Annotated in this window: 18 protein-coding genes; 6 read left to right on the forward strand and 12 right to left on the reverse strand. The window is 65.3% G+C overall.

What is annotated here, in order from left to right; translation table 11 throughout:
• The first annotated feature begins 206 nt into the window (after window positions 1–206).
• From ubiA to phoR, 3 genes are all read left to right on the forward strand, one after another.
• A complete protein-coding gene (gene ubiA / locus B8115_RS01290; RefSeq protein WP_010625923.1) occupies window positions 207–1,100 on the forward strand; it encodes a 4-hydroxybenzoate octaprenyltransferase in 894 nt (297 codons plus the stop codon).
• Window positions 1,101–1,183: 83 nt separating this feature from the next.
• Window positions 1,184–1,873 (forward strand): phosphate regulon transcriptional regulator PhoB, encoded by a 690-nt coding sequence (gene phoB, locus B8115_RS01295; RefSeq protein ID WP_010625924.1) that lies wholly within the window; start codon window positions 1,184–1,186, stop codon window positions 1,871–1,873.
• Between the two features lies 1 nt (window position 1,874).
• Window positions 1,875–3,194, forward strand: a complete 1,320-nt coding sequence (gene phoR, locus B8115_RS01300; protein ID WP_010625925.1) for a phosphate regulon sensor histidine kinase PhoR — start codon at window positions 1,875–1,877, stop codon at window positions 3,192–3,194.
• Between the two features lie 28 nt (window positions 3,195–3,222).
• Here the strand turns inward: phoR and cysZ are convergent, their stop codons facing one another.
• Genes cysZ through B8115_RS01330 form a run of 6 tightly spaced genes read right to left on the reverse strand, consistent with a single transcriptional unit; the run spans window position 3,223 to window position 9,229 of the window.
• A complete protein-coding gene (gene cysZ, locus B8115_RS01305; protein ID WP_010625926.1) occupies window positions 3,223–3,954 on the reverse strand; it encodes a sulfate transporter CysZ in 732 nt (243 codons plus the stop codon).
• A 5-nt stretch (window positions 3,955–3,959) separates the two neighbouring features.
• A complete protein-coding gene (phoU, locus tag B8115_RS01310) occupies window positions 3,960–4,688 on the reverse strand; it encodes a phosphate signaling complex protein PhoU (protein WP_010625927.1) in 729 nt (242 codons plus the stop codon).
• A gap of 25 nt (window positions 4,689–4,713) precedes the next feature.
• Entirely contained in the window at window positions 4,714–5,529 is an 816-nt protein-coding gene (gene pstB / locus B8115_RS01315; RefSeq protein WP_010625928.1) for a phosphate ABC transporter ATP-binding protein PstB, read from the reverse strand.
• A gap of 17 nt (window positions 5,530–5,546) precedes the next feature.
• Window positions 5,547–7,091, reverse strand: a complete 1,545-nt coding sequence (gene pstA / locus B8115_RS01320) for a phosphate ABC transporter permease PstA (RefSeq protein WP_010625929.1) — start codon at window positions 7,089–7,091, stop codon at window positions 5,547–5,549.
• On the reverse strand, window positions 7,088–8,221 hold the full coding sequence (locus tag B8115_RS01325) for an ABC transporter permease subunit (protein WP_010625930.1): 1,134 nt from the start codon (window positions 8,219–8,221) through the stop codon (window positions 7,088–7,090). The genes pstA and B8115_RS01325 overlap by 4 nt, the downstream gene beginning before the upstream one ends.
• A gap of 45 nt (window positions 8,222–8,266) precedes the next feature.
• The gene (locus B8115_RS01330; RefSeq protein WP_010625931.1) at window positions 8,267–9,229 is read right to left on the reverse strand and encodes a PstS family phosphate ABC transporter substrate-binding protein; all 963 of its coding nucleotides are present in this window, start codon (window positions 9,227–9,229) and stop codon (window positions 8,267–8,269) included.
• A 154-nt stretch (window positions 9,230–9,383) separates the two neighbouring features.
• Between B8115_RS01330 and B8115_RS01335 the strand changes: the two genes are divergently transcribed.
• Window positions 9,384–9,791, forward strand: coding sequence for an acyl-CoA thioesterase (locus B8115_RS01335; protein WP_010625932.1), 408 nt, complete (start codon window positions 9,384–9,386; stop codon window positions 9,789–9,791).
• A gap of 58 nt (window positions 9,792–9,849) precedes the next feature.
• On the opposite strand, the gene B8115_RS01340 is transcribed toward B8115_RS01335, so the two are convergent.
• The 3 genes from B8115_RS01340 to hexR form a co-directional block, all read right to left on the reverse strand.
• Entirely contained in the window at window positions 9,850–10,938 is a 1,089-nt protein-coding gene (locus B8115_RS01340; protein WP_010625933.1) for a TRAP transporter substrate-binding protein, read from the reverse strand.
• Between the two features lie 143 nt (window positions 10,939–11,081).
• Complete coding sequence (uvrD, locus tag B8115_RS01345; RefSeq protein ID WP_010625934.1) at window positions 11,082–13,289, reverse strand: DNA helicase II; 2,208 nt, start codon at window positions 13,287–13,289, stop codon at window positions 11,082–11,084.
• A 214-nt stretch (window positions 13,290–13,503) separates the two neighbouring features.
• A complete protein-coding gene (gene hexR / locus B8115_RS01350) occupies window positions 13,504–14,367 on the reverse strand; it encodes a transcriptional regulator HexR (RefSeq protein ID WP_010625935.1) in 864 nt (287 codons plus the stop codon).
• A 192-nt stretch (window positions 14,368–14,559) separates the two neighbouring features.
• On the opposite strand from hexR, the gene B8115_RS01355 reads away from it, so the two are divergent.
• The gene (locus B8115_RS01355; RefSeq protein WP_010625936.1) at window positions 14,560–14,760 is read left to right on the forward strand and encodes a PA3496 family putative envelope integrity protein; all 201 of its coding nucleotides are present in this window, start codon (window positions 14,560–14,562) and stop codon (window positions 14,758–14,760) included.
• Between the two features lie 88 nt (window positions 14,761–14,848).
• Here the strand turns inward: B8115_RS01355 and B8115_RS01360 are convergent, their stop codons facing one another.
• Both B8115_RS01360 and B8115_RS01365 read right to left on the reverse strand, forming a co-directional pair.
• Complete coding sequence (locus B8115_RS01360; protein WP_026037801.1) at window positions 14,849–16,195, reverse strand: sodium-dependent transporter; 1,347 nt, start codon at window positions 16,193–16,195, stop codon at window positions 14,849–14,851.
• Between the two features lie 130 nt (window positions 16,196–16,325).
• On the reverse strand, window positions 16,326–17,192 hold the full coding sequence (locus tag B8115_RS01365; RefSeq protein WP_010625938.1) for a DUF72 domain-containing protein: 867 nt from the start codon (window positions 17,190–17,192) through the stop codon (window positions 16,326–16,328).
• 99 nt (window positions 17,193–17,291) lie between these two features.
• Between B8115_RS01365 and B8115_RS01370 the strand changes: the two genes are divergently transcribed.
• The gene (locus tag B8115_RS01370; protein WP_010625939.1) at window positions 17,292–17,894 is read left to right on the forward strand and encodes a phosphatase PAP2 family protein; all 603 of its coding nucleotides are present in this window, start codon (window positions 17,292–17,294) and stop codon (window positions 17,892–17,894) included.
• 40 nt (window positions 17,895–17,934) lie between these two features.
• Here the strand turns inward: B8115_RS01370 and B8115_RS01375 are convergent, their stop codons facing one another.
• Complete coding sequence (locus B8115_RS01375) at window positions 17,935–19,641, reverse strand: DUF945 family protein (protein WP_083861748.1); 1,707 nt, start codon at window positions 19,639–19,641, stop codon at window positions 17,935–17,937.
• Between the last annotated feature and the right edge of the window lie 70 nt (window positions 19,642–19,711).

Consider the following 19,711-nt stretch of genomic DNA (forward strand, 5'->3'; position numbering starts at 1 on the left):
ATATCGCGAGACCTCGAGCGCGGCCCCATCGAGGTCACTGCCGCGCCGGCCCCCTTTCACCCGCTGCCCGGCCCCTGGGGGCGTCGCTCGGTGTTTCGTCACCGCCGCTTCGCGGTGTTGGTGCAGGAGTTCTTTCTCGACGCCATGGCGGATGAACTGCAACTGCCGACACGCTAGGATGATCGGCATCGAATGAGGAGATACCGATGGATCGCTCCCTGATGCGCCCCAAGGGGCTGGCCCGCCTGCCCGATTTCCTGCACCTGATGCGGCTGGACCGCCCCATCGGCACCTGGCTGCTGATGTGGCCCACGCTGTGGGCGCTGTGGGTGGCCGCCCAAGGGCTGCCCGAGCGGCATCTACTCCTGATCTTCGTTGCCGGGGTCTACCTGATGCGCGCCGCAGGCTGCGTGATCAACGACTACGCCGACCGCCACTTCGACGGTCACGTCAAGCGCACCAAGGACCGCCCCCTGGCCACCGGACGCATCAGCGAGCGCGAGGCCAAGGGCCTGTTCGCCGGCCTGGTCGCCTCGGCCTTCGTGCTGGTGCTCTTCACCAACCTGTTCACCGTGATGCTGTCGCTGGTGGGCGTGGCGCTGGCCTTCATATATCCATTCATGAAGCGCTATACCCACCTGCCCCAGCTGTTCCTCGGTGCGGCGTTCTCCTGGGCCATTCCCATGGCCTTCGGCGCGGTGCTGGGCCACGTACCCCTGGAAGCCTGGCTGCTGTTCGCCGCCAACCTGGCCTGGACGGTGGCCTACGACACCGAATACGCCATGGTCGACCGCGACGACGATCTGAGGATCGGCATCAAGTCCACCGCGGTGCTGTTCGGCCGCGCCGACCGCGTCATGATCGGCCTGCTGCAGCTGATCACCCTGGGCCTGCTGGGTTGGGCCGGGCTACGTCTGGGCCTCGGCGTGTTCTTCTGGCTGGGCCTGGCCGGCATGGCCGCCACCTTCCTGCACCAGCAACTCCTGATTCGCGGCCGCGAGCGTGAGCGCTGCTTTCAGGCCTTCCTCAACAACCACTGGTCAGGCCTGCTGGTATTCGCCGGCATCGCACTGAGCCTGTGGCCCATCACCGGCGTCTAAAGCCACTGGCGGCAGTGTCATGCAAATGTCATGATCACATGGTGAGATCGTCACCGACCCGTCACTGACCGCGAGGCTTCGGGATGACCGCCAAGACCGTTTTGATCGTCGATGACGAAGCGCCAATCCGCGAGATGATCGCGGTGGCGCTGGAGATGGCCGACTATCGCGTGCTGGAAGCCGCCAATGCCCAGAGCGCCCACACCATGATCGTCGACAACCAACCCGACCTGCTGCTGCTCGACTGGATGATGCCCGGCACCAGCGGCATCGAGCTGGCGCGCCGGCTCAAGCGCGAGGAAGCCACCCGCGAGCTGCCCATCATCATGCTCACCGCCAAGAGCGAAGAGGACAACAAGATCCTCGGTCTCGAAGCCGGTGCCGACGACTACATCACCAAGCCCTTCTCGCCGCGGGAGCTGGTGGCTCGGCTCAAGGCGGTACTGCGCCGGACCACGCCCAAGGGCGTCGAGGAGCCGGTGGAAGTGGACGGCCTGGTGCTCGACCCCGTCAGCCACCGGGTCAGCTCCGATGGCAAACCACTGGAGATGGGCCCGACCGAGTACCGCCTGCTGCAGTTCTTCATGACCCACCAGGAGCGCGCCTATACCCGCAGCCAGCTGCTCGATCAGGTATGGGGCGGCAACGTCTATGTTGAGGAGCGCACCGTGGACGTGCACATTCGCCGCCTGCGCAAGGCATTGGGCGATGCCCATCAGCATCTGGTCCAGACCGTGCGCGGTACCGGCTACCGCTTCTCCAGCAAGGGCTGACGTGCGCCTCTGGAGCCATGAACTCTGGCGCCTAGGCCTGCTCGCTATCGCCGGCACCCTCGTCGGCTGGCTGTTTTCCGCCCCAGGACTCGGGCTGGCCCTCGGGCTCGCCCTGCGTCTGGCCTACCACCTGCGACAACTGCACGCCCTGCGTCGCTGGCTCACGCGCAACCCGCACAGCGAACCGCCCGCAGCCACCGGCCTGTGGGGCGAACTGTTCGATCGCCTGTACCGCTACCAGAAAGGTCAGCGCCAGACCCAGCAGCGCCTGCAGACGACCCTCAAGCGTATCCAGGAATCTTCGGAGGCGATGCGCGACAGCGTGGTAATGCTCGACCAGCACGGCGACCTCGAATGGTGGAACAGCGCCGCCGAGCGCATGCTGGGGCTCGAGGCCGCCCACGACCGCGGCCAGCACATCACCAACCTGATCCGCGACCCGCGCTTCGTCACCTATTTCAATGCCCGCGACTACCGCGAGCCGCTGACGCTGAGCTCGCCGGTGAACGAACGCATGGTGCTGCAGTTCCAGATCACTCTCTACGGCGACGACGAGCGCCTGGTGATGGCGCGAGACATCACCCGCCTGCATCGCCTGGAGGAGATGCGCCGCGACTTCGTCGCCAACGTCTCCCATGAGCTGAGAACCCCGCTGACGGTGCTGGCAGGCTATCTCGAGACCTATGCCACCTACGCCGAGCAGCTGCCGCCGCGGCTGGCACAGGGGCTGACCCGCATGCAGGAGCAGACCAACCGCATGCAGAATCTGGTCAACGACCTGTTGCTGCTGTCACGCCTGGAGATCGACCGCGGCGGCGAGGACCATCTGCCGCTGGCCATGGACGCCCTGCTCGAGGAGGTACGCCGCGACGCCCAGGCGCTGGCGGCGAGCCGCCAGCAGGTGCGCGTCGAGCTGGAGGAGGCTCGCCGCCTGGTCGGCAGCGATACCGAGATCCACAGCGCCCTGTCCAACCTGGCCTTCAACGCGGTGCGCTATACCCCGGAGGGCAGTCAGGTCGTGCTGCGCTGGAAGGCACACCCCAAGGGCGCGTGCCTCGAGGTGCAAGACAACGGCGAAGGCATCGATTCCGTGCACATCCCGCGCCTGACCGAACGCTTCTACCGGGTCGACAAGGGCCGCAGCAGCGAGACCGGCGGCACCGGTCTGGGGCTGGCCATCGTCAAGCACGTGCTGCTGCGCCACGACGCCTACCTGGAGATCGAATCCCGCCCCGGCCAGGGCGCGCTGTTCCGCTGCGTCTTCCCCGCCGAGCGGCTGGTGGCGGCCGAAGCAGCAGCTGATCGAATGACAGGTGCTTGATCCTCGCGGCACCGCCCCAGGATGCGTCTCAGGTGGCGGCGACATCCCCCTCGCCGCGATAGTGGCGGTCCCACATCAGCACGGCGCCGGCCACGGCACCGGGCAGCAGGAAGAGGTTGGCCAGCGGAATCCAGGTGATCAGCGTCACCCAGCCGCCGAAGGTTAGGGTCTGCCAGGAGTGCGCGCTGAGGCGGCGGCGCATGTCGGCGAAGGTCACCTTGTTGTTGTCCATGGGGTAGTCGAGGTAGGTGATCGCCATCATCCAGGCCGAGAACAGGGCCCAGAGCAGGGGGGCGAACACGTTCAGCGCGGGTATCCAGCTGATCACGAACAGCGCCAGCGCCCGCGGCAGGATGTAGCCCAGCTTGACCAGCTCGCGGCCCAGGGCGTCCACCGCGGTGCGCGCCAGGCCACGGTCATCCAGCGGCGGTCGACCGGTGGCCCGAACCTCCACCTTGGCCGCCAGAAAGCCGTAGAAAGGGGCGGCGATCAGATGGGTCACCAGGGTGAAGGTGAAGAACACGATCAGCACCAGGCTCAGCACGAACAGCGGCCAGAGCAACCACTCCAGCCAGCCGAGCCAGGCCGGCACCATGGCCATCCACGCCTCCAGCCAACCGCCGAAGCGGGTCACCACGAAGTAGAGCATGGCTGCATACACCGTCAGGTTGACGGCGATCGGCGCATAGACGTAGCGGCGCAGGCCGCGACCGTAGACCAGTCGCGTCCCGCGATTGAGTGCCGTGAAGGCGTCCAGCATGAACCTCAGCCCTTGCGCTTGAGCGCATCCTCGTCGATCTTGTCCGGGTCCATGTGGCGGATGTCGAGCCCCTTGACCAGATAGATGACGTACTCGGCCAGATTGTCGGCATGGTCGCCGACCCGCTCCAAGGCACGCAGGATCCACATCACGTTGAGCACCGGGCCGATGGCGCGGCTGTCCTCCATCATGAAGGTCATCAGCGAGCGCATGGCGCTGCCGTACTCGTCGTCCACCGACTCGTCTTCATGCACCACACGCAGTGCCAGCTCGGTATCGAAGCGGGCGAAGGCGGTCAGCGCGTCGCGCAGCATACCGCGCACGTGCTCGCTGATGTGGCGCACCTCTACCAGGCCGCGCACGTTGTTGCCGTTGTCGATCAGGGTCAGGGCGTTGCGCGCGATCTTGCTCGCCTCGTCGCCGATGCGCTCGAGATCCGCCGTGGCGCGGATCACCGCCAGCACCAGCCGCAGATCGGAGGCGGCCGGCTGACGCCGTGCCAGCACCCGCGTGCACTCGTCGTCGATCTTGAGCTGCATGGCGTTGACGTCGCGGTCGCGGTCGCGCACCTTCTCGGCCAGACGACTGTCGCCCTCGAGCAGTGCCTGGATCGCCTCCTGGACCTGCTGCTCGACCAGCCCGCCCATGGTCATCAATTGGGTCTTGAGGGCTTCCAGCTCCTGGTTGAACTGGCGGGAAATATGCTGACTGTGGGTATCGCTGGTGATGTCCATGGTGCTTCTCCTCGGGCGGCCTGGATCAGGCCATACGGCCGGTGATGTAGTTCTCTGTACTGCGCAGACTGGGGTTGGTGAACAGGGTATCGGTGGGGGCGTACTCCACCAGTTGGCCATCCTGCAGGAAGGCGGTGTAGTCGGAGACCCGCGCCGCCTGCTGCATGTTGTGGGTGACCAGGATCAGCGTGAGCTGCGACTTTAGACTGCGGATCAGCTCCTCGATCTTCAGCGTGGAGATCGGATCCAGTGCCGAGGCCGGCTCGTCGAGCAGCAGCACCTCGGGGCGTACCGCCAGCGAGCGGGCGATCACCAACCTCTGCTGCTGGCCGCCGGACAGCGACCAGGCCGATGCTCGCAGCCGATCCTTCACCTCATCCCACAGCGCTGCCGACTGCAGCGCCCATTCGACGAGGTCGTCCATACGCCGACGCGTCAGCCCGCCCTGCAGACGCAGGCCGAAGGCCACGTTTTCGTAGATCGACATGGGGAACGGGTTAGGCACCTGAAACACCATGCCGACTCGCCGCCGCAGCTCATCCACGGCCACCTCGGGGGCGTGGATGTCTTCGCCTTCGAGCAGAATCCGGCCGCTGTGACCGACCTCCTCGTTGAGGTCATGCAGCCGGTTCAGCAGCCGCAGCAGCGTCGATTTCCCACAGCCGGAAGGCCCGATGAACGCCGTAACCCGATGCCGCGGCACGCGCAGGGTGATGTCGCGCAGGGCCGGTTTGCCGCCGTAAGCCAGACTCACCCCTTCGATCTCGAAGCAGCTGGCGGTGGGATCGAAGTCGATGATCGAGCCCGGGGCGGACGGCTGGAAGCGTGACAATAGTGTCATCGGTGGGCGTTTTCTCCTCATGGGCGCGGCTGCACGCCATGGCGTGAACGAAAATAATGCCGCAGAAATATGGCAGTCAGGTTAAGCACCAGGATCACCATGACCAGCAGCAGCGCCGTGGCGTAGACCAGCGGCAGCGCCGCCTGGACGTCGTTGCCGTGAAAGGCCGTATCGAAGATGTGATAGCCGAGATGCATGAACTTTCGATCAAGATGGAGGAAAGGAAACTCGCCGTCCACCGGGATCTGCGGCGCCAGCTTGGCCACCCCAACCAGCATCAGCGGTGCTACTTCGCCGGCGGCGCGGGCCACGGCCAGAATCACCCCGGTGAGCATGGCCGGCACCGCCATGGGCAGCACCACTCGGGTCAGGGTTTCCAGCCGTGTGGCCCCCAGCGCCAGGGCGCCTTCACGCTGCTGCACCGGAATCCGCGCCAGGCCCTCTTCGGTGGCCACGATCACCACCGGCAGGGTCAACAGCGCCAGCGTCAGCGAGGCCCACAGCAGCCCGCCGGTACCGAAGGTGGGTGACGGCAGGGCATCGCTGAAGAACCAGTCGTCCAGGGTACCGCCAATGCCGTAGACGAAGACCCCCAGCCCGAATACGCCGTAGACGATGGAAGGCACCCCGGCCAGGTTACGCACCGCAATGCGCACCAGATTCGTCAACCGCCCCTGGTGAGCCACCTCGTTGAGATAGACCGCGGCCAGCACGCCGAAGGGCGTCACCAGCAGCGACATAAGCAGCACCATCAGCACGGTGCCGAAGATCGCCGGCCATACCCCTCCCGCGGTGTTGCCATCCCGCGGTCCTTCGGACAGAAAGCGCCATACCCCCCGCGCCCAGGCCCCGCCTTTCTCGCCAAGCGACATGGCGTTGGGCTGCCAGGCGCGCAGCACTTCATCGAGGGGCTGAACAAGGCGACGCCCATCGACGCTTTCGAGCAGCGCCGCCTGCCCGCCCATGGCCTGCTGCAGCTCACGCACTCGCGCATTGGCCTCGGCCAGCGCCTGGCGGGCTGCCGTGTCGTCCGGGCGGGCATCCAGACGTCGAATCAGCGGTCGCAGCACGTCGCGGCGCAGCCGGTCATGCTCGTCACGCAGCGCCTCGAGCTCCGCCAAACGCGCCTCTAACCCGGTCCAGGCCGCTTCCCGGGACTGCGCCGACAGCAGCGCATCGGACTCCCCCACCGCCAGCAGACGGCCGATGAAGGCGCCGTGCCGCCTGCGCTCCAGTACCACCAGTTCGGCTGGCCGCTCGCTGGCCACGATGGTGTCCACCGGCAGCCAGTGCCAGACATGGCCGTCCAGGTCGCGGTTGCCGGTGAAGTAGAGCCGCTCGCGTCCGGCCCGATGTTTCAGCGGCAGCTCGCGCACTGCCTGCCCCGCCAGCAGACGGCCATCCTCCAGCTCGACGAGTGTCACCGAGGCGGGCCAAAAGTGCCCGAGGCCGCGCACCGCCAGCAGTAGCAGCAAACCGCCCAGCATCAGCAGCGACAGCGCCACGCTGCCGGCGGCCAGCCAGGCCCAGGGGCCCTCGGTACGCGGCAGACGTCGACTCATGCCGCACCACCCAGCCAGCGATATCGCCGTCTCAGGCGGCTACGCACCATCTCGGCCAAGGTGTTGACCAGGAAGGTGAACAGAAACAGCAGCAGGGCCGCCAGCATCAGCAGCACATAGGCCTCGCTGCCCGGCACGGCCTCGGGCAGTTCGACGGCGATGCCGGCCGCCATGCTGCGCATGCCCTCGAACGGGCTCAAACTCATCAAGGAGGCATTGCCGCTGGCCATCAGCACGATCATGGTCTCGCCCACGGCGCGCCCGGTACCGATCATCACGGCGGCGAAGATACCCGGTGACGCCGCCGGCAGCACCACCCGCCGCAGCGTCTGCCAGCGCGTGGCACCCAGCGCGTGGGCGCCCTCGCCGAGTCGGCTCGGTACGCCGGAGAGCGCATCCTCGGCCAGGGCATAGATACTGGGCATGACGGCAAACCCCATGGCCACGCCCACGATCATGGCATTGCGCGTGGCGTAGTCGAGCCCCAGTTCACGATCCAGCCACACCCGCAGGTCGCCGCCGAACAGCAGCCCCTCGAGCCAGGGTGCAAGCGCAAAGGTCGCCAGCGCCAGCAGCAGCAGCCAGGGAACGAGCCACAGCCCGGCGCGTGCCAGCGACAGCCGGCGCCGCCAGCCCGACGGCAAGCGGCGCCAGAGGCCCGCCGCCAGCAGCACCCCCAGGGGCAACACCAGCATTAGCGTCAGGACACCGGCCAGATGACGCTCGATCCAGGGGGCCATGACCAGCCCGGCCACGAAGCCGACCACCACACCCGGCATGGCCTCCATCATTTCCAGGGTCGGCTTCATGCGGCTGCGCAAGCGCTGGGTCATGAACAGCGCCGAGTGAATGGCGGCCCCCAGTGCCAGCGGCACGGCAAAGATCATCGCCCACAGGGCCGCCTTCAGCGTCCCCCAGGCCATCGGCGTCAGCGCGAGCCGCACGCGTTCCATCTCCAGCCGGCCACCGAACAGGGCAGGCAACACCTCGACGACGAGGAAAGCCCCGATCGCCATGACCGCCACGATCACGCCGATACCGCCCGCCGCGATGAGCCCCGTGGCCAGTCGATCGAAACGTCGGCGCCAGGGCGAGCGGGGGGCGGAAACGAGATTTTGGGGCTCTATCATGATCGGCAGCCTATAGCGGCTTGATGACAGTTTCGTGACACGCGCTCAGGGCAGCGTAGCGTCGAGGCCCAGCAGCTCACGCTGGGCGGCCAGGTGCTCCTCCGACAGCGCCACGAAGCCCATCTCGGAGACCGTGCGCTGCCCCTGAGGCGACAGGATGAGATCCAGCAGCGCCCGCTCCGGCCCGGAGAGCGCCTCTCCGGGGGGAAGGTTGACGTAGAGGTAGAGCGCACGGCCAAGTGGATACTCGCCCTGGCGCACCGGTTCGGCAGCGGGAACATGCCGGCGCCCCTCGCCATCCTCTATGGCGAGGGCCTTGATCCCGGGAGTCAGGTGATTGAGGCCGACATAGCCGATGGCCTCCAGGCTTTCGGTGACCGCCGCCACCACGGCGGCAGAGCCCGGGTGCTCGTTGAGCCGTGGATTGTAGCTGCCGCCACACAGCGCCTGCTGGCGGAACAGGCCAAAGCTGCCGGAAGCGGGATTGCGCCCGTTGAGCTCGATCCTTCCCCCTCGCCCCGCGACGCCGAGCTGCTCCCAGCGCAGGATCGCCTCGTCGCCACCGCAGCGGCGCGTGGTCGAGAAAATGGCGTCGATCTCGTCAAGTCGCAGCGACTCCAGCGCATGGTGACGGTGCACGATCACCGCCAGAGCGTCTCGTGCCACCTCCACTTCCAGCACCGGGTAACCGTGCCGTTGCTGGAAGGCATCACGCTCGCTGTCGCTCATGGCCCGTGACATCGGCCCGAGCCGGGTGGTGCCGGCCGCCAGCGCCGTGGGAGCACTGGCCGAGCCGCTGGCCTGGAGCTGCAGGCGAATGCCCGGATGGCGCTCGCTGAGCTGTTCGCCCCAGCGCAGCATCAGCCCGGCCATGGTGTCGGAGCCTACCACGCCGAGCGTACCCACCGGCTCATCGCCGTGGGCCGTGGACATGGCCCAGACCAGCAGCAGCACCAGACAACTGTGCCATGGCCTGCGCCGACCACGCGCCTTGCCGAAAGGGATCATGAGAGGCTCCTTGCCGCAGACTGGGAGGATCGCGCACGAGTGACGGCTTGTCGCAGCGCTGGTGAGGCCAAGGCTTGGCGTATAAGATGGCCACCAGCAAGCGCTGCAACGCAATATCGCCGCCCACAACAACAAGCCGAGCATACGACATTCCATGACCGACCTCGACGACGTTCCCGCGCCCCAGGGGCAATTGACACTCAAGCTGCTGGCCGATCGCCAGGATACCAACCTCTATGGCGACATCCCCGGTGGCTGGTTGGTGCGCCACATGGACCAGGCCGCCGAGCTGGCGGCGGGCCGCGAGGCGCGTGGCCGCACCGCAACAGTGGCCATCGAGACCATGGACTTCCTGTGTCCGGTGCGTGTCGGCTCGATGGTCAACATCTTCACTGCCGTGCGCGAGATCGGCCACAGCTCGATCAAGATCGACGTCGAAGTGTGGATCCGCCAGCCTCACGAACGCGAGAGCAGCGAACTGCACAAGGTCACCGAGGCCCGCTTCGTGATGGTGGCGCTGGACGACAAGGGGCGCATCCGCGCGGTACGTCAGAACGGCTGAGATCCCGGAAAGCAGCGAGGGCGCCAATAGGCGCCCTCGCTGCGTTCGACGTCGTCGATCAGGTGACGACGGTGTCGCGGGTCTTGAGATACTCGAACTCGCCCACGTCGCTGAACGGGCGAACCAGCGCCTGGAACGCGCGGTAGGACTCGTAGACCTTGGCCGAGTCGGGGTCGTTCTCCACCTGCTGCTGGATGACCCGCTGCGACGACTCGTAGAGCGCCTCGATGACGTCCTGCGGGAAGGTGCGCAGCTGCACGCCATGCTCCTCCACCAGAGTGGCCAGCGCCTGAGCGTTGCGATAGGCAAACTCGCTGATCATATCCAGGTTGGAAGCCTTGGCGGCTTCGCGCACCACGGCCTTGAGGTCGTCGGGCAGGGCGTTCCAGGCGTCCAGGTTGACGGTGCCCTCGAGCACGGCGGTCGGCTCGTTCCACGGCGAGGTGTAGTAGTAATCTGCCACCTGATGCAGGCCGAAAGCCATGTCGTTGTAGGGACCGACCCAGTCGGCGGCGTCGAGCACGCCGGTCTGCATGGAGGTGAAGATCTCACCGCCCGGCATGTTGACGGTGGTCACGCCGATGCCGTTCATGGCCTCGCCGGCCAGGCCCGGCAGACGCAGGCGGATGCCCTGCATGTCGGCCAGCGAGTTGATCTCGCGCTTGAACCAGCCGGCCATCTGGGCACCGGTGTTGCCCACCGCGAACGGCTTCAGGTTGTGCTTGGCGTAGATCTCGTCCCACAGCTCCTGACCGCCACCGTGGTAGAGCCAGGCGTTCATTTCGGTGGTGTTCATGCCGAAGGGCACGGCGGTGAAGAACTGCGAAGCGGCGACCTTGCCGCGCCAGTAGTAGGCGGCGGAGTGGCCCATCTCGGCGGTACCGGCGGCCACGGCGTCGAACACCTCCATGGCGGGCACCAGCTCGCCGGCACCGTGCACGCGCACACGCATACGGCCGTTGGAGAGCTGTTCGATACGCTGGGCGAATGCGTTGGCACCGGTACCCAGGGCCGGGAAGTTGGTCGGCCAGGAGGTGACCATGTCCCAGGTGATGGTTTCCTGCGCTTTTGCGGTGGAGACGAAGGGGGCAGCGACGACGCCGGCAGCACCGAGGCCGGCGGTCTTGAGGAATTTACGGCGTTGCATGCGGGCATGACTCCGGGGTGGTTATTCTGAGTCGCGTCTAATCAAGCGCGATGTGTCCGTCAGTGAGTATGCTTAATGGCAATTTGGGCAGCAAGCGCGGCTTTTGACGTAGACGTCAACGTACAAGGGATACGCTGATCTCTCTATAGAGGAGTTAGCTTGGCGAACCCCAACACCAGCCACTTGTCGCCTTCGCCCTCGAAGCTGACCTGCACCCGGGCCCGTGCGCCCTCGCCCTCGGCGTTGAGAATCACCCCCTCGCCGAAGACGGGGTGATGCACGCGCTGACCCAGGCTCAGGCTGGGCAGGTCGTCGCCGCCGTCGACCGAGGTCTGACGCGACAGCCCCACCGCCGGACGCATGGCCGTCACCGGACGCGAGATCTGCCCACGCAGGCGCACTTCCTCCAGATACTCGGCGGGAATCTCACGCAGGAAGCGCGACGGTCGCTGGAAGGTCTCCTTGCCGTGCAGGCGGCGAATCTCCGAATGCGTGAGGTAGAGCTTGCGCATGGCGCGGGTCAGACCGACGTAGCACAGCCGGCGCTCCTCCTCGAGCCGGCCGGGCTCCTCCAGCGACATCTTGTGCGGGAACAGCCCCTCCTCGACCCCGGCGATGAACACTACCGGGAACTCCAGCCCTTTGGCCGAGTGCAGGGTCATCAGCTGCACGCTGTCCTCGAACTCGTCGGCCTCGTGCTCGCCGGCGTTGAGCGCCGCTTCGGCGAGGAAGGCCTCCAGAGCCACGGCGCCCTCGCCGGCCTCGGGCGGGTCGAAGGATTCGCCCTGGGTGAAGGCGCGGGCGGCGTTGATCAGCTCTTCCAGGTTCTCGACCCGGGCCTGCCCCTTCTCGCCCTTCTCGTTGCGATGATGCTCGACCAGCCCGGAGCGGTCGTTCACATGATCGATGATCTCGTGCAGCCTCAGGCCGGCGGTGTCGTTGTCGAGCCCTTCGATGAGATCGGCGAAGAGCTGCAGCAACGCACCGGCACGCCCTTTCAGCGAACCGTCGGCCAGGCCGTCGTGCAGCGCCTGCCACAGCGATACCCCGGCCACGCGCGCCCGCTCGCGCAGTAGCTCCACGGTACGCGTGCCGATGCCCCGCGGCGGCACGTTGATGATGCGCTCCAGCGAAGCGTCGTCGTCGCGGTTGAGCAGCAGACGCAGGTAGGCCAGGGCGTTCTTGATCTCCAGCCGCTCGTAGAAGCGATGACCGCCGTAGATGCGATAGGGCATGCCCTGGCGGATCAAGGTCTCCTCGAGCACCCGCGACTGAGCGTTGGAGCGATAGAGGATGGCCACGTCGCGGCGTCGGTAGCCCTCGTCGACCTTCTCCTTGATGGTGTCGACGATGAAGCGCGCCTCGTCCAGGTCGTTGAAGCCGGCATATACCGAGATCGGCTCGCCGCGGGCGCCGGCCGTCCACAGCTCCTTGCCCATGCGCTCGGCGTTGTGGCTGATCAGGGCATTGGCGGCATCGAGAATGGCGCTGGTGGAACGGTAGTTCTGCTCCAGGCGCACGGTATGGTTGCCCGGGAACTCCTGCTCGAAGCGACGGATGTTCTCGATCCGCGCCCCGCGCCAGCCGTAGATCGACTGGTCGTCGTCGCCGACCACGGTCATTGGCGTCTTCATGCCGGTGAGCAGCTTGAGCCAGGCATACTGCAGGGTGTTGGTGTCCTGGAACTCGTCGACCAGCACATGGGCGAAGCGCTCCTGGTAGTGGGCCAGCAGCGCCGGGGTATCGCGCAGCAGCTCGAGGCTCCTGAGCAGCAGCTCGCCGAAGTCGACCAGACCGCCGCGCTCGCAGGTGAGCTGGTAACGCTCGTAGAGCTCGACCATCTGGGCCATGTAGGCGTCGCCGTGCACGTCGACCTGATGCGGGCGCAGCCCCTCCTCCTTGCAGCCGGAGATGAAGTACTGCACCTGGCGCGGCGGGTAGCGCTCGTCGTCGATCTGGTGATCCTTGAGCAGGCGCTTGATCAGGCGCAGCTGGTCGTCGGAGTCGATGATCTGGAAATGCTGCGGCAGCCGCGCATCCTGCCAGTGGGTGCGCAGCAGGCGATGGGCGATGGAGTGGAAGGTGCCGACCCAGACGTTGCGCAGCGACAGCCCCAGCAGCGCCTCCAGACGCGTGCGCATCTCGCGGGCCGCTTTGTTGGTGAAGGTCACAGCGAGCACGGCGTAGGGCGAGAGCCCCTCGGCCTGCATCAGCCAGGCGATGCGATGCACCAGCACCCGGGTCTTGCCGGAGCCGGCTCCGGCCAGCACCAGCATGTTGCCCTGGGGGGCGCTCACCGCCTCGCGCTGGGCCGGGTTCAACTGATCGAGAATCGCCGTGACGTCATCCATGGAAGGGATCTGCCGCTGGAAAAAATGAGCGGACAGCTTAGCATATCCGCCCGTCCAATCCTCGACACGAGCGGCGTTACACGTCGGAAGTCATCGTTCGCGGCTGTTCCGTCGGCAGGCCTGAGAGGAGGCGCTGTGAACCCATCCCTGGGCGCTATCTTCGCCATCCCTGGCGAAGAACCTCCTCTTCGGCCTGCCCCCGGCGCCGCTCACTTCAGGGTTTGCCTTCCTGTTCGGGAAACCTCAACGGCGTCAGGCTCTTCTTGACCGCCTTGAGCTGCTCGGCGAGCTTCGGTCCGCGGGTCTTGGCCACCCCCACGGCGAGCACGTCGATCAGCACCAGGTGGGCCACACGTGAGCTCATCGGCGTGTAGATCTCGGTATCCTCGTGCACGTCGATGTAGAGCGGCAGAGACACCTCCTCGGAGAGCGGCGACCCGCTGGGGCACAGGCCGATCACCGTGGCGCCGGCCTCGCGGGCCAGGCGCACGCTGGCCACCAGGGCACGGGTGCGGCCGGTCTGGGAAATCGCCACCACCACGTCGCCCTCCTTGAGGGTCACCGCCGACATGTTCTGCATGTGGGGGTCGGCGTAGGCCGCGGTGGAGATCTGCAGACGGAAGAACTTGTGCTGAGCGTCGAAGGCCACCGCACCGGAGGCGCCGAAGCCGTAGAACTCGACCCGGTTGGCCATGGCCAGGGCCTGGATCGCCCGGCTCAGTGCCTCGTTGTCGAGGCGGTCGCGCACCGACAGCAGGGTGCCCACGGTGGAGTCGAAAATGCTCTGGGAGAACTCGGCGACGGAGTCGTCGTCGTTCATCGAGAACTGGGCGAACTGGCTGCCTGAAGCCAACATCTGCGCCAGCTTGAGCTTGAAGTCCTGAAAACCGTTGCAGCCCAAGGCCCGGCAGAAGCGCACCACGGTCGGCTCGCTGACCTTGGCCTCGGTGGCCAGATCGACGATGCGCATGTGAATGACTTCATCGGGATTACGCAGCACGAAGCGCGCCACTTTCTGCTCGGAGCGGCGGAAGAGCTCCATGCGGCGTCTCATTTCATCGAACAGGGCGCGGCTCACGCTGAACTCCTTGGTTTGACGAACGCAGAATCTCAGTATGCACGATCCCGACTCGCTTGGGGGAGTTTCACTCGCCAGCGTGGAATAGCCCACTTCGTCATGATTCTGTCAAGTAGGGTATAGTAAAGATGCTGTGATTTGATCTTGCCGTACAGACGAAGATAAGGCACAGAAGAAGAAGGGAGGGTCGACATGAGTAAGGTCGAACGAGTCACTTCCGTCAAGAATGAACTTCTCGACATCTTCATGAGCATCAACGTCGCCGAGCATGAAAAGCGCTCCCGCAGCGCCGCCCAGCGAAACCTGCGCGCCCGCCGCGGAATCGAGCTGCATCAGGAGTTCAAGCAGCTGGAGCGGAACATCGCCGACCTGGTCGACGAAGAAAGACACTGAAGCGGCCGCCCAAAGGCGGCCGCGACAAGCAGCAGATCCGGCCCCGGCATGCGGGGCCAGGTAGGCTCGTCACCCAATAATCCCTGGGTCATCCCAACAGGGAGTTGACGAACACCAGGATCACCCCCAGCGGCGCCACGTAGCGCGCCACCACCAGCCACACCTGCTCGCTGCCGCCGGTCAGATTCAGCTCGGCGGCCACGCTGCGGCGATCCAGACACCAGGCAACGAAGACGATTGCGCCCAGCCCCGTCAGCGGCAGCAGGATCTTGCTGGTGAAGGTGTCCAGTAGATCGAACACGTTGAGCCCCATCATCACCGGCTCGGGCCAGACGTTGAACGACATCAGCGCGGCAATGCCCAGCAGCCACACCGCCACGGCGCTCACCAGGGTGGCCATGACCCGCGTCAGCGGCGTGCGCTCCTCGACGAACTCCACCACCGGCTCGAGCAGCGAGATGGCCGAGGTCAGCGCGGCGAAGGTCAGCAGCAGGAAGAACATCAGCCCCAGCAGCATGCCGCCGGTCATGTTGCCGAACGCCAGCGGCAGGGTGACGAAGATCAGCCCCGGGCCTTCCCCGGCACTCAGACCGTTGGCAAAGACGATGGGGAAGATTGCCAAGCCAGCCAGCAGGGCGATGCCGGTATCCAGGATGATCACCGTGCGCGCGGTGCCCAGCAGGTTGACGTCCTCACCCAGATAGGAGCCGTAGGCCATCATGATGCCCATGCCCAGCGACAGGGTGAAGAAAGCCTGGCCCATGGCGGCCAGCACCACGTCACCGGAGAGCGCGCCCCAGTCGGGGCGGAACATGAAGGCCAGCGCCTCGCCGAAATGACCGGTGGTCATGCCGTAGCCGACCAGCACCACCATCAGCACCACCAGCGCCGGCATCATGGTGCGTACCGCACCTTCAAGCCCCTTGGTCACACCGCGGGCCACGATCCACACCACCAGCGCCATGAAGGCGGTGTGCCACAGCAGCAGCAGTAAGGGATTGCCCAGCAGCCCCTCGAAGGTGGCGCCGACGCCGTCGGCATCCTGGCCGGTAAAGGTACCGGTGACCGAACCCAGGGTATAGGAGAGCGACCAGCCGCCGATCACGCTATAGAAGGAGAGGATCAAAAAGGCCGCCAGCACGCCGCTCGCACCTACCAGTGCCCATGCCTTGGGCTGGGCGTTCTTGCTGGCCAGCTCCGCCATGGCGTTGATCGGGTTCTTCTGACCCCGCCGGCCAATCAGCCACTCGGCCACCAGCACGGGGAGGCCCACCACGGCGACACAGGCCAGATAGACGAGTACGAAGGCGGCGCCACCGTTGTCTCCCACCATGTAGGAGAAGCGCCAGATGTTGCCTAGCCCGACGGCCGACCCGGCGGCCGCCAGCACGAAGGTCATCTTCGATGACCACTGCGCGTGGACGAGTTTAGACATGAGTCACCTGTTGTTATGTATCCGATTGTTGATCTGTTTCAAGCGCAAAAACCCGGAAAAACGATGGGTAATTACACCGAATGGTGGCAAATCTATCCGATCATACGCTCGAAGGCCAGCAGCAGAGGACTCAAAACAGCGTGGTTTGGCGCTCGCCGGCAAAGTCGTTGAGCGGCGGTTGGTCGAGCTGGACGATCAGCTCGCCATGGAGTCGTCGGGCAAGCTCGGGAGCCCGTCGGTTATTGGCGGTATGCACAAAGAGAAAAGGGGTTTTCCCCTGTTTTATCCACAGCTTTAGCTGGCCGATCCAAGGCCGGAAGTAGCTGAGGTTGATCTCCTCATCGAGGTGTCCGATAAAGCGGACAAGCGGCTCGTTTCCCGTGGAAAGCACGTGTAATGGGCAGCGTGGCTTTTCACTCTGCGCTTGTGCAAGCGCGGGGCAGCCCGTCGCCGGGGTCGAGAACAGTGGCCTCACGTCGAGCATGACGCGGTTGGCGCCATGAGTTATCAACAGGCGGTTGAGAGCGATCTCGACCGACCCCTTGTGGAAAAATTCAGGATGCCGGACCTCCACGGCGCAGGGAATCGCCGCAGGCCAGCGCTCCAGCAGCGCTGCGAGCCGGGGCAACAGGTCAGGGCCGAAGTCCCGCGGCAACTGGACGAGCAGAGGGCCCAGGCGATCGTGCAGTGGGGAGAGAGCCTCGACGAAGGCATCGAAATCCGCCTCGATACCCTCGAGACGACGCTCATGGGTCAGCGCCGCCGGCAGCTTGAAGCAGAAGCGGAAATCAGCAGGCGCCAGGCGCGACCAGCCAGCCACCGTCTCGGCCCGGGGCGCCCCGCTGTAGAAGGTCGTGTTGCCCTCCACCGAGTTGAACACCCTCGCATAGTCGGCCAGCCAACCCTCCTGGCCGCCATAGGGCGGGTAGAGGGAGCCACACCAGTCGGAGTTGGCCCACATGGCCAAACCCAGATACAGTCTGGACAACCTTGTCATGCTCCTGTAACAAAATTAATCGGAAACGTCGCCTGACGAATGGCAGCATGAGCGGCCTGCTCCAAATGAACAAGGAAGAGCGCCCAGCGCACCCAACTCATGGAAACCACACTCAACCTTGCCCTGTTCGCCCAGCTCAACGCGGCGCCCGGCAGCGACCCACGGCTGCTGCTGATGGCGGAAGTCTTCGCCGTCTATTTGATCTGGCTGGTACCGGCTCTGCTGGTAATTGGCTGGCTGCGCGGCAGTGAGCGCCTGAAACGCCCGCTGTGGGAGGCCTTCATCGCCACTCTGCTCGCCCTGGCGGCGAGCTGGATGATCGGCTGGCTGTGGCCGACGCCACGCCCGTTCATGATGCCAGTCGGGCAGACCTTCCTGGAACACGCCCCGACCCCGGCGTTTCCCAGCAATCACGCCACCATCATGCTGACCATGGCCTTCAGCCTGCTGCTGCATGCCGGCACCCGAAGGATCGGTCGCTATCTGCTGCTGCTGGCCGTTCCGGTGGCCTGGGCGAGGGTCTTCCTCGGCGTGCATTTCCCCCAGGACATGCTCGGCGCCCTGGTGCTGGCGGCTGCCATGGCCACGCTGGTAGGTGTCAGCCGCAGTTGGCTTATCCTGCCCATCTATCACCGGGTGGCCATGCGGCTCTATCGAATGCTGTTCGCGCCGTTGATCCGCCGCGGCTGGGTGGAGCGCTGAGCGCGCCACCCAGCCCAGTTCAGCGTTTCTTCGCAGCGGCTCAGAACTGCTCCAGCAGCCACTCGCCGGGTTCGCCGTTCACCAGCAACTGGCCGTCCTGTAGCTGCACCTTCAAGGTGTAGCTACCGTCCTGCTCGCGGCGAACGACGCCCATCTCGAGCATCGGCTCCACGCTTCCAGCCACCACCTCCTTGGCCATGGCATCGAGCTCATTGCCCGAAAGCATCCCATTGTACTGCTGACGCAGGACTTCACGGCTCACCCGGTGCAGCAGCATGGCGGAAGCCTCCACGCTCAGGTCCAGGCGGTTTTCCGCATCGAGCAGAAAGCTCTCGTCGAGACCGGCAATGTCCTGAAGCAGCAGGTCGGCTTCCAGCGCCAGCACGATGTCCGCATCGCCCATGCTGAAGGTGGCCGGCTTGATGGTGAGCACGGAGCGGCCCGCCATCAGCGCCTCGCCGGCCTCACCCATGCGCTCGAAAATGGGCAGCAGGGCCTCAGGGTCGTTCCACTGGAAGCTGGCAATGGCTTCGTAGATCAGGCTCCACAGGGTGTCGTACTCAGTACGCGACAGCTGCCCGTAGCTGGATTCGACATGGAAAGCGATCGGCTCTTCCAGGCCCTGAATCTGCAGCCCCTCGGCCGCCCATAGCTGCGCCAGTTGGAAGTGCTCCTCGGATTCCGGCTCCAGCCCCAGGCGAACCGTGGCGCTTTGCGCGGTAAAGCCCGGTGAGAACTGCTCGCGCACCGCCAAGCCGTCGAGGCTGAGGCCCAGCTGGCCATACCAGCTGCTATCGCCCTGGCGAGTCGCCGTGAAATCGGCTGCTAGACCATCCATGGTGAAATAGAGGTCAGGCGCTTCGGACTCGAAGCCCTGCATCTCGAAGTGCGCTACCAGGTCTGCGAAGCGGCCCTGCTCATCGAACAGGAACTTGATCTCGACGCTCTGTCCTTCGATGCGGGAGTTGCCCACCTCTTGCAGATCGCGGCTCTCCGTCAACATGGGCGCATCGTTCGATCGCAGCGTGATTTCACGCAGCACTCCCTGGGGGAAAGAAATCACCAGGTCGGTGGTAGAGCCCTCGAAGGTGTGAACGGCCGAGGGCTCCACCAACCGGGACTGCCCCAGACGATTCGTACTACGATACTCACCTGAGTTTGGGTCGTAGCGGAACTCACCGCCCAGGTACTCACCCTCGTAACGCATCTCCACACCCAAATCATTGAGTAGCGGACCCGAGGCCAGCGTTACCGTCAGGGGTTCCCATTCGCCCTCCACCATCTGGTCGAAGCCGACCCTGCCGGCATAGCGGGTGAAATCCTCGTCATCCAGTTGGAGCGCTTGCTCGAACAGCCAACCCGACGCCTCGGCTCGCCCCTCGAAGGTGGCCAGAGCGCCCATGAAGGGACCGTGGGTGATGCGGTCGTTGACGGCTATCCTGAGCGGCTCTCCCTCGAACGACAGTCCCATTTCTGCGTCAAGGAGATGCTCGTACGCCTGAGCAAGTTCGGGCTCGATGATGAGTTCATAACTGGCACTGGCTTGGAACCAGCCACGTTCATATACCGGGTTCTCGACCTGTATATAGTCGAAGCGCTGCAACTGTTGCAGATAGTCGGCGTAATGCTTTTCCACCTGCTGGCCCAACCAATAGGGAGCTCCCAGACCCACCACAAGCACGAGCCCTGCGCTGATCACCAGTAAGCGCTTCAGTAAACTTCCCTGACGTTTCTGTCCGTTCCCCACGTCGATATCCTTTTCTCGTTCTTCGTTTAATTGAAATTAGGCAGCAACGAGTGGCTCGTTACTGCCTAGT

The organism is Halomonas sp. KM-1 (genome assembly GCF_000246875.1).
Taxonomy (GTDB): Bacteria; Pseudomonadota; Gammaproteobacteria; order Pseudomonadales; family Halomonadaceae; genus Halomonas; species Halomonas aerodenitrificans.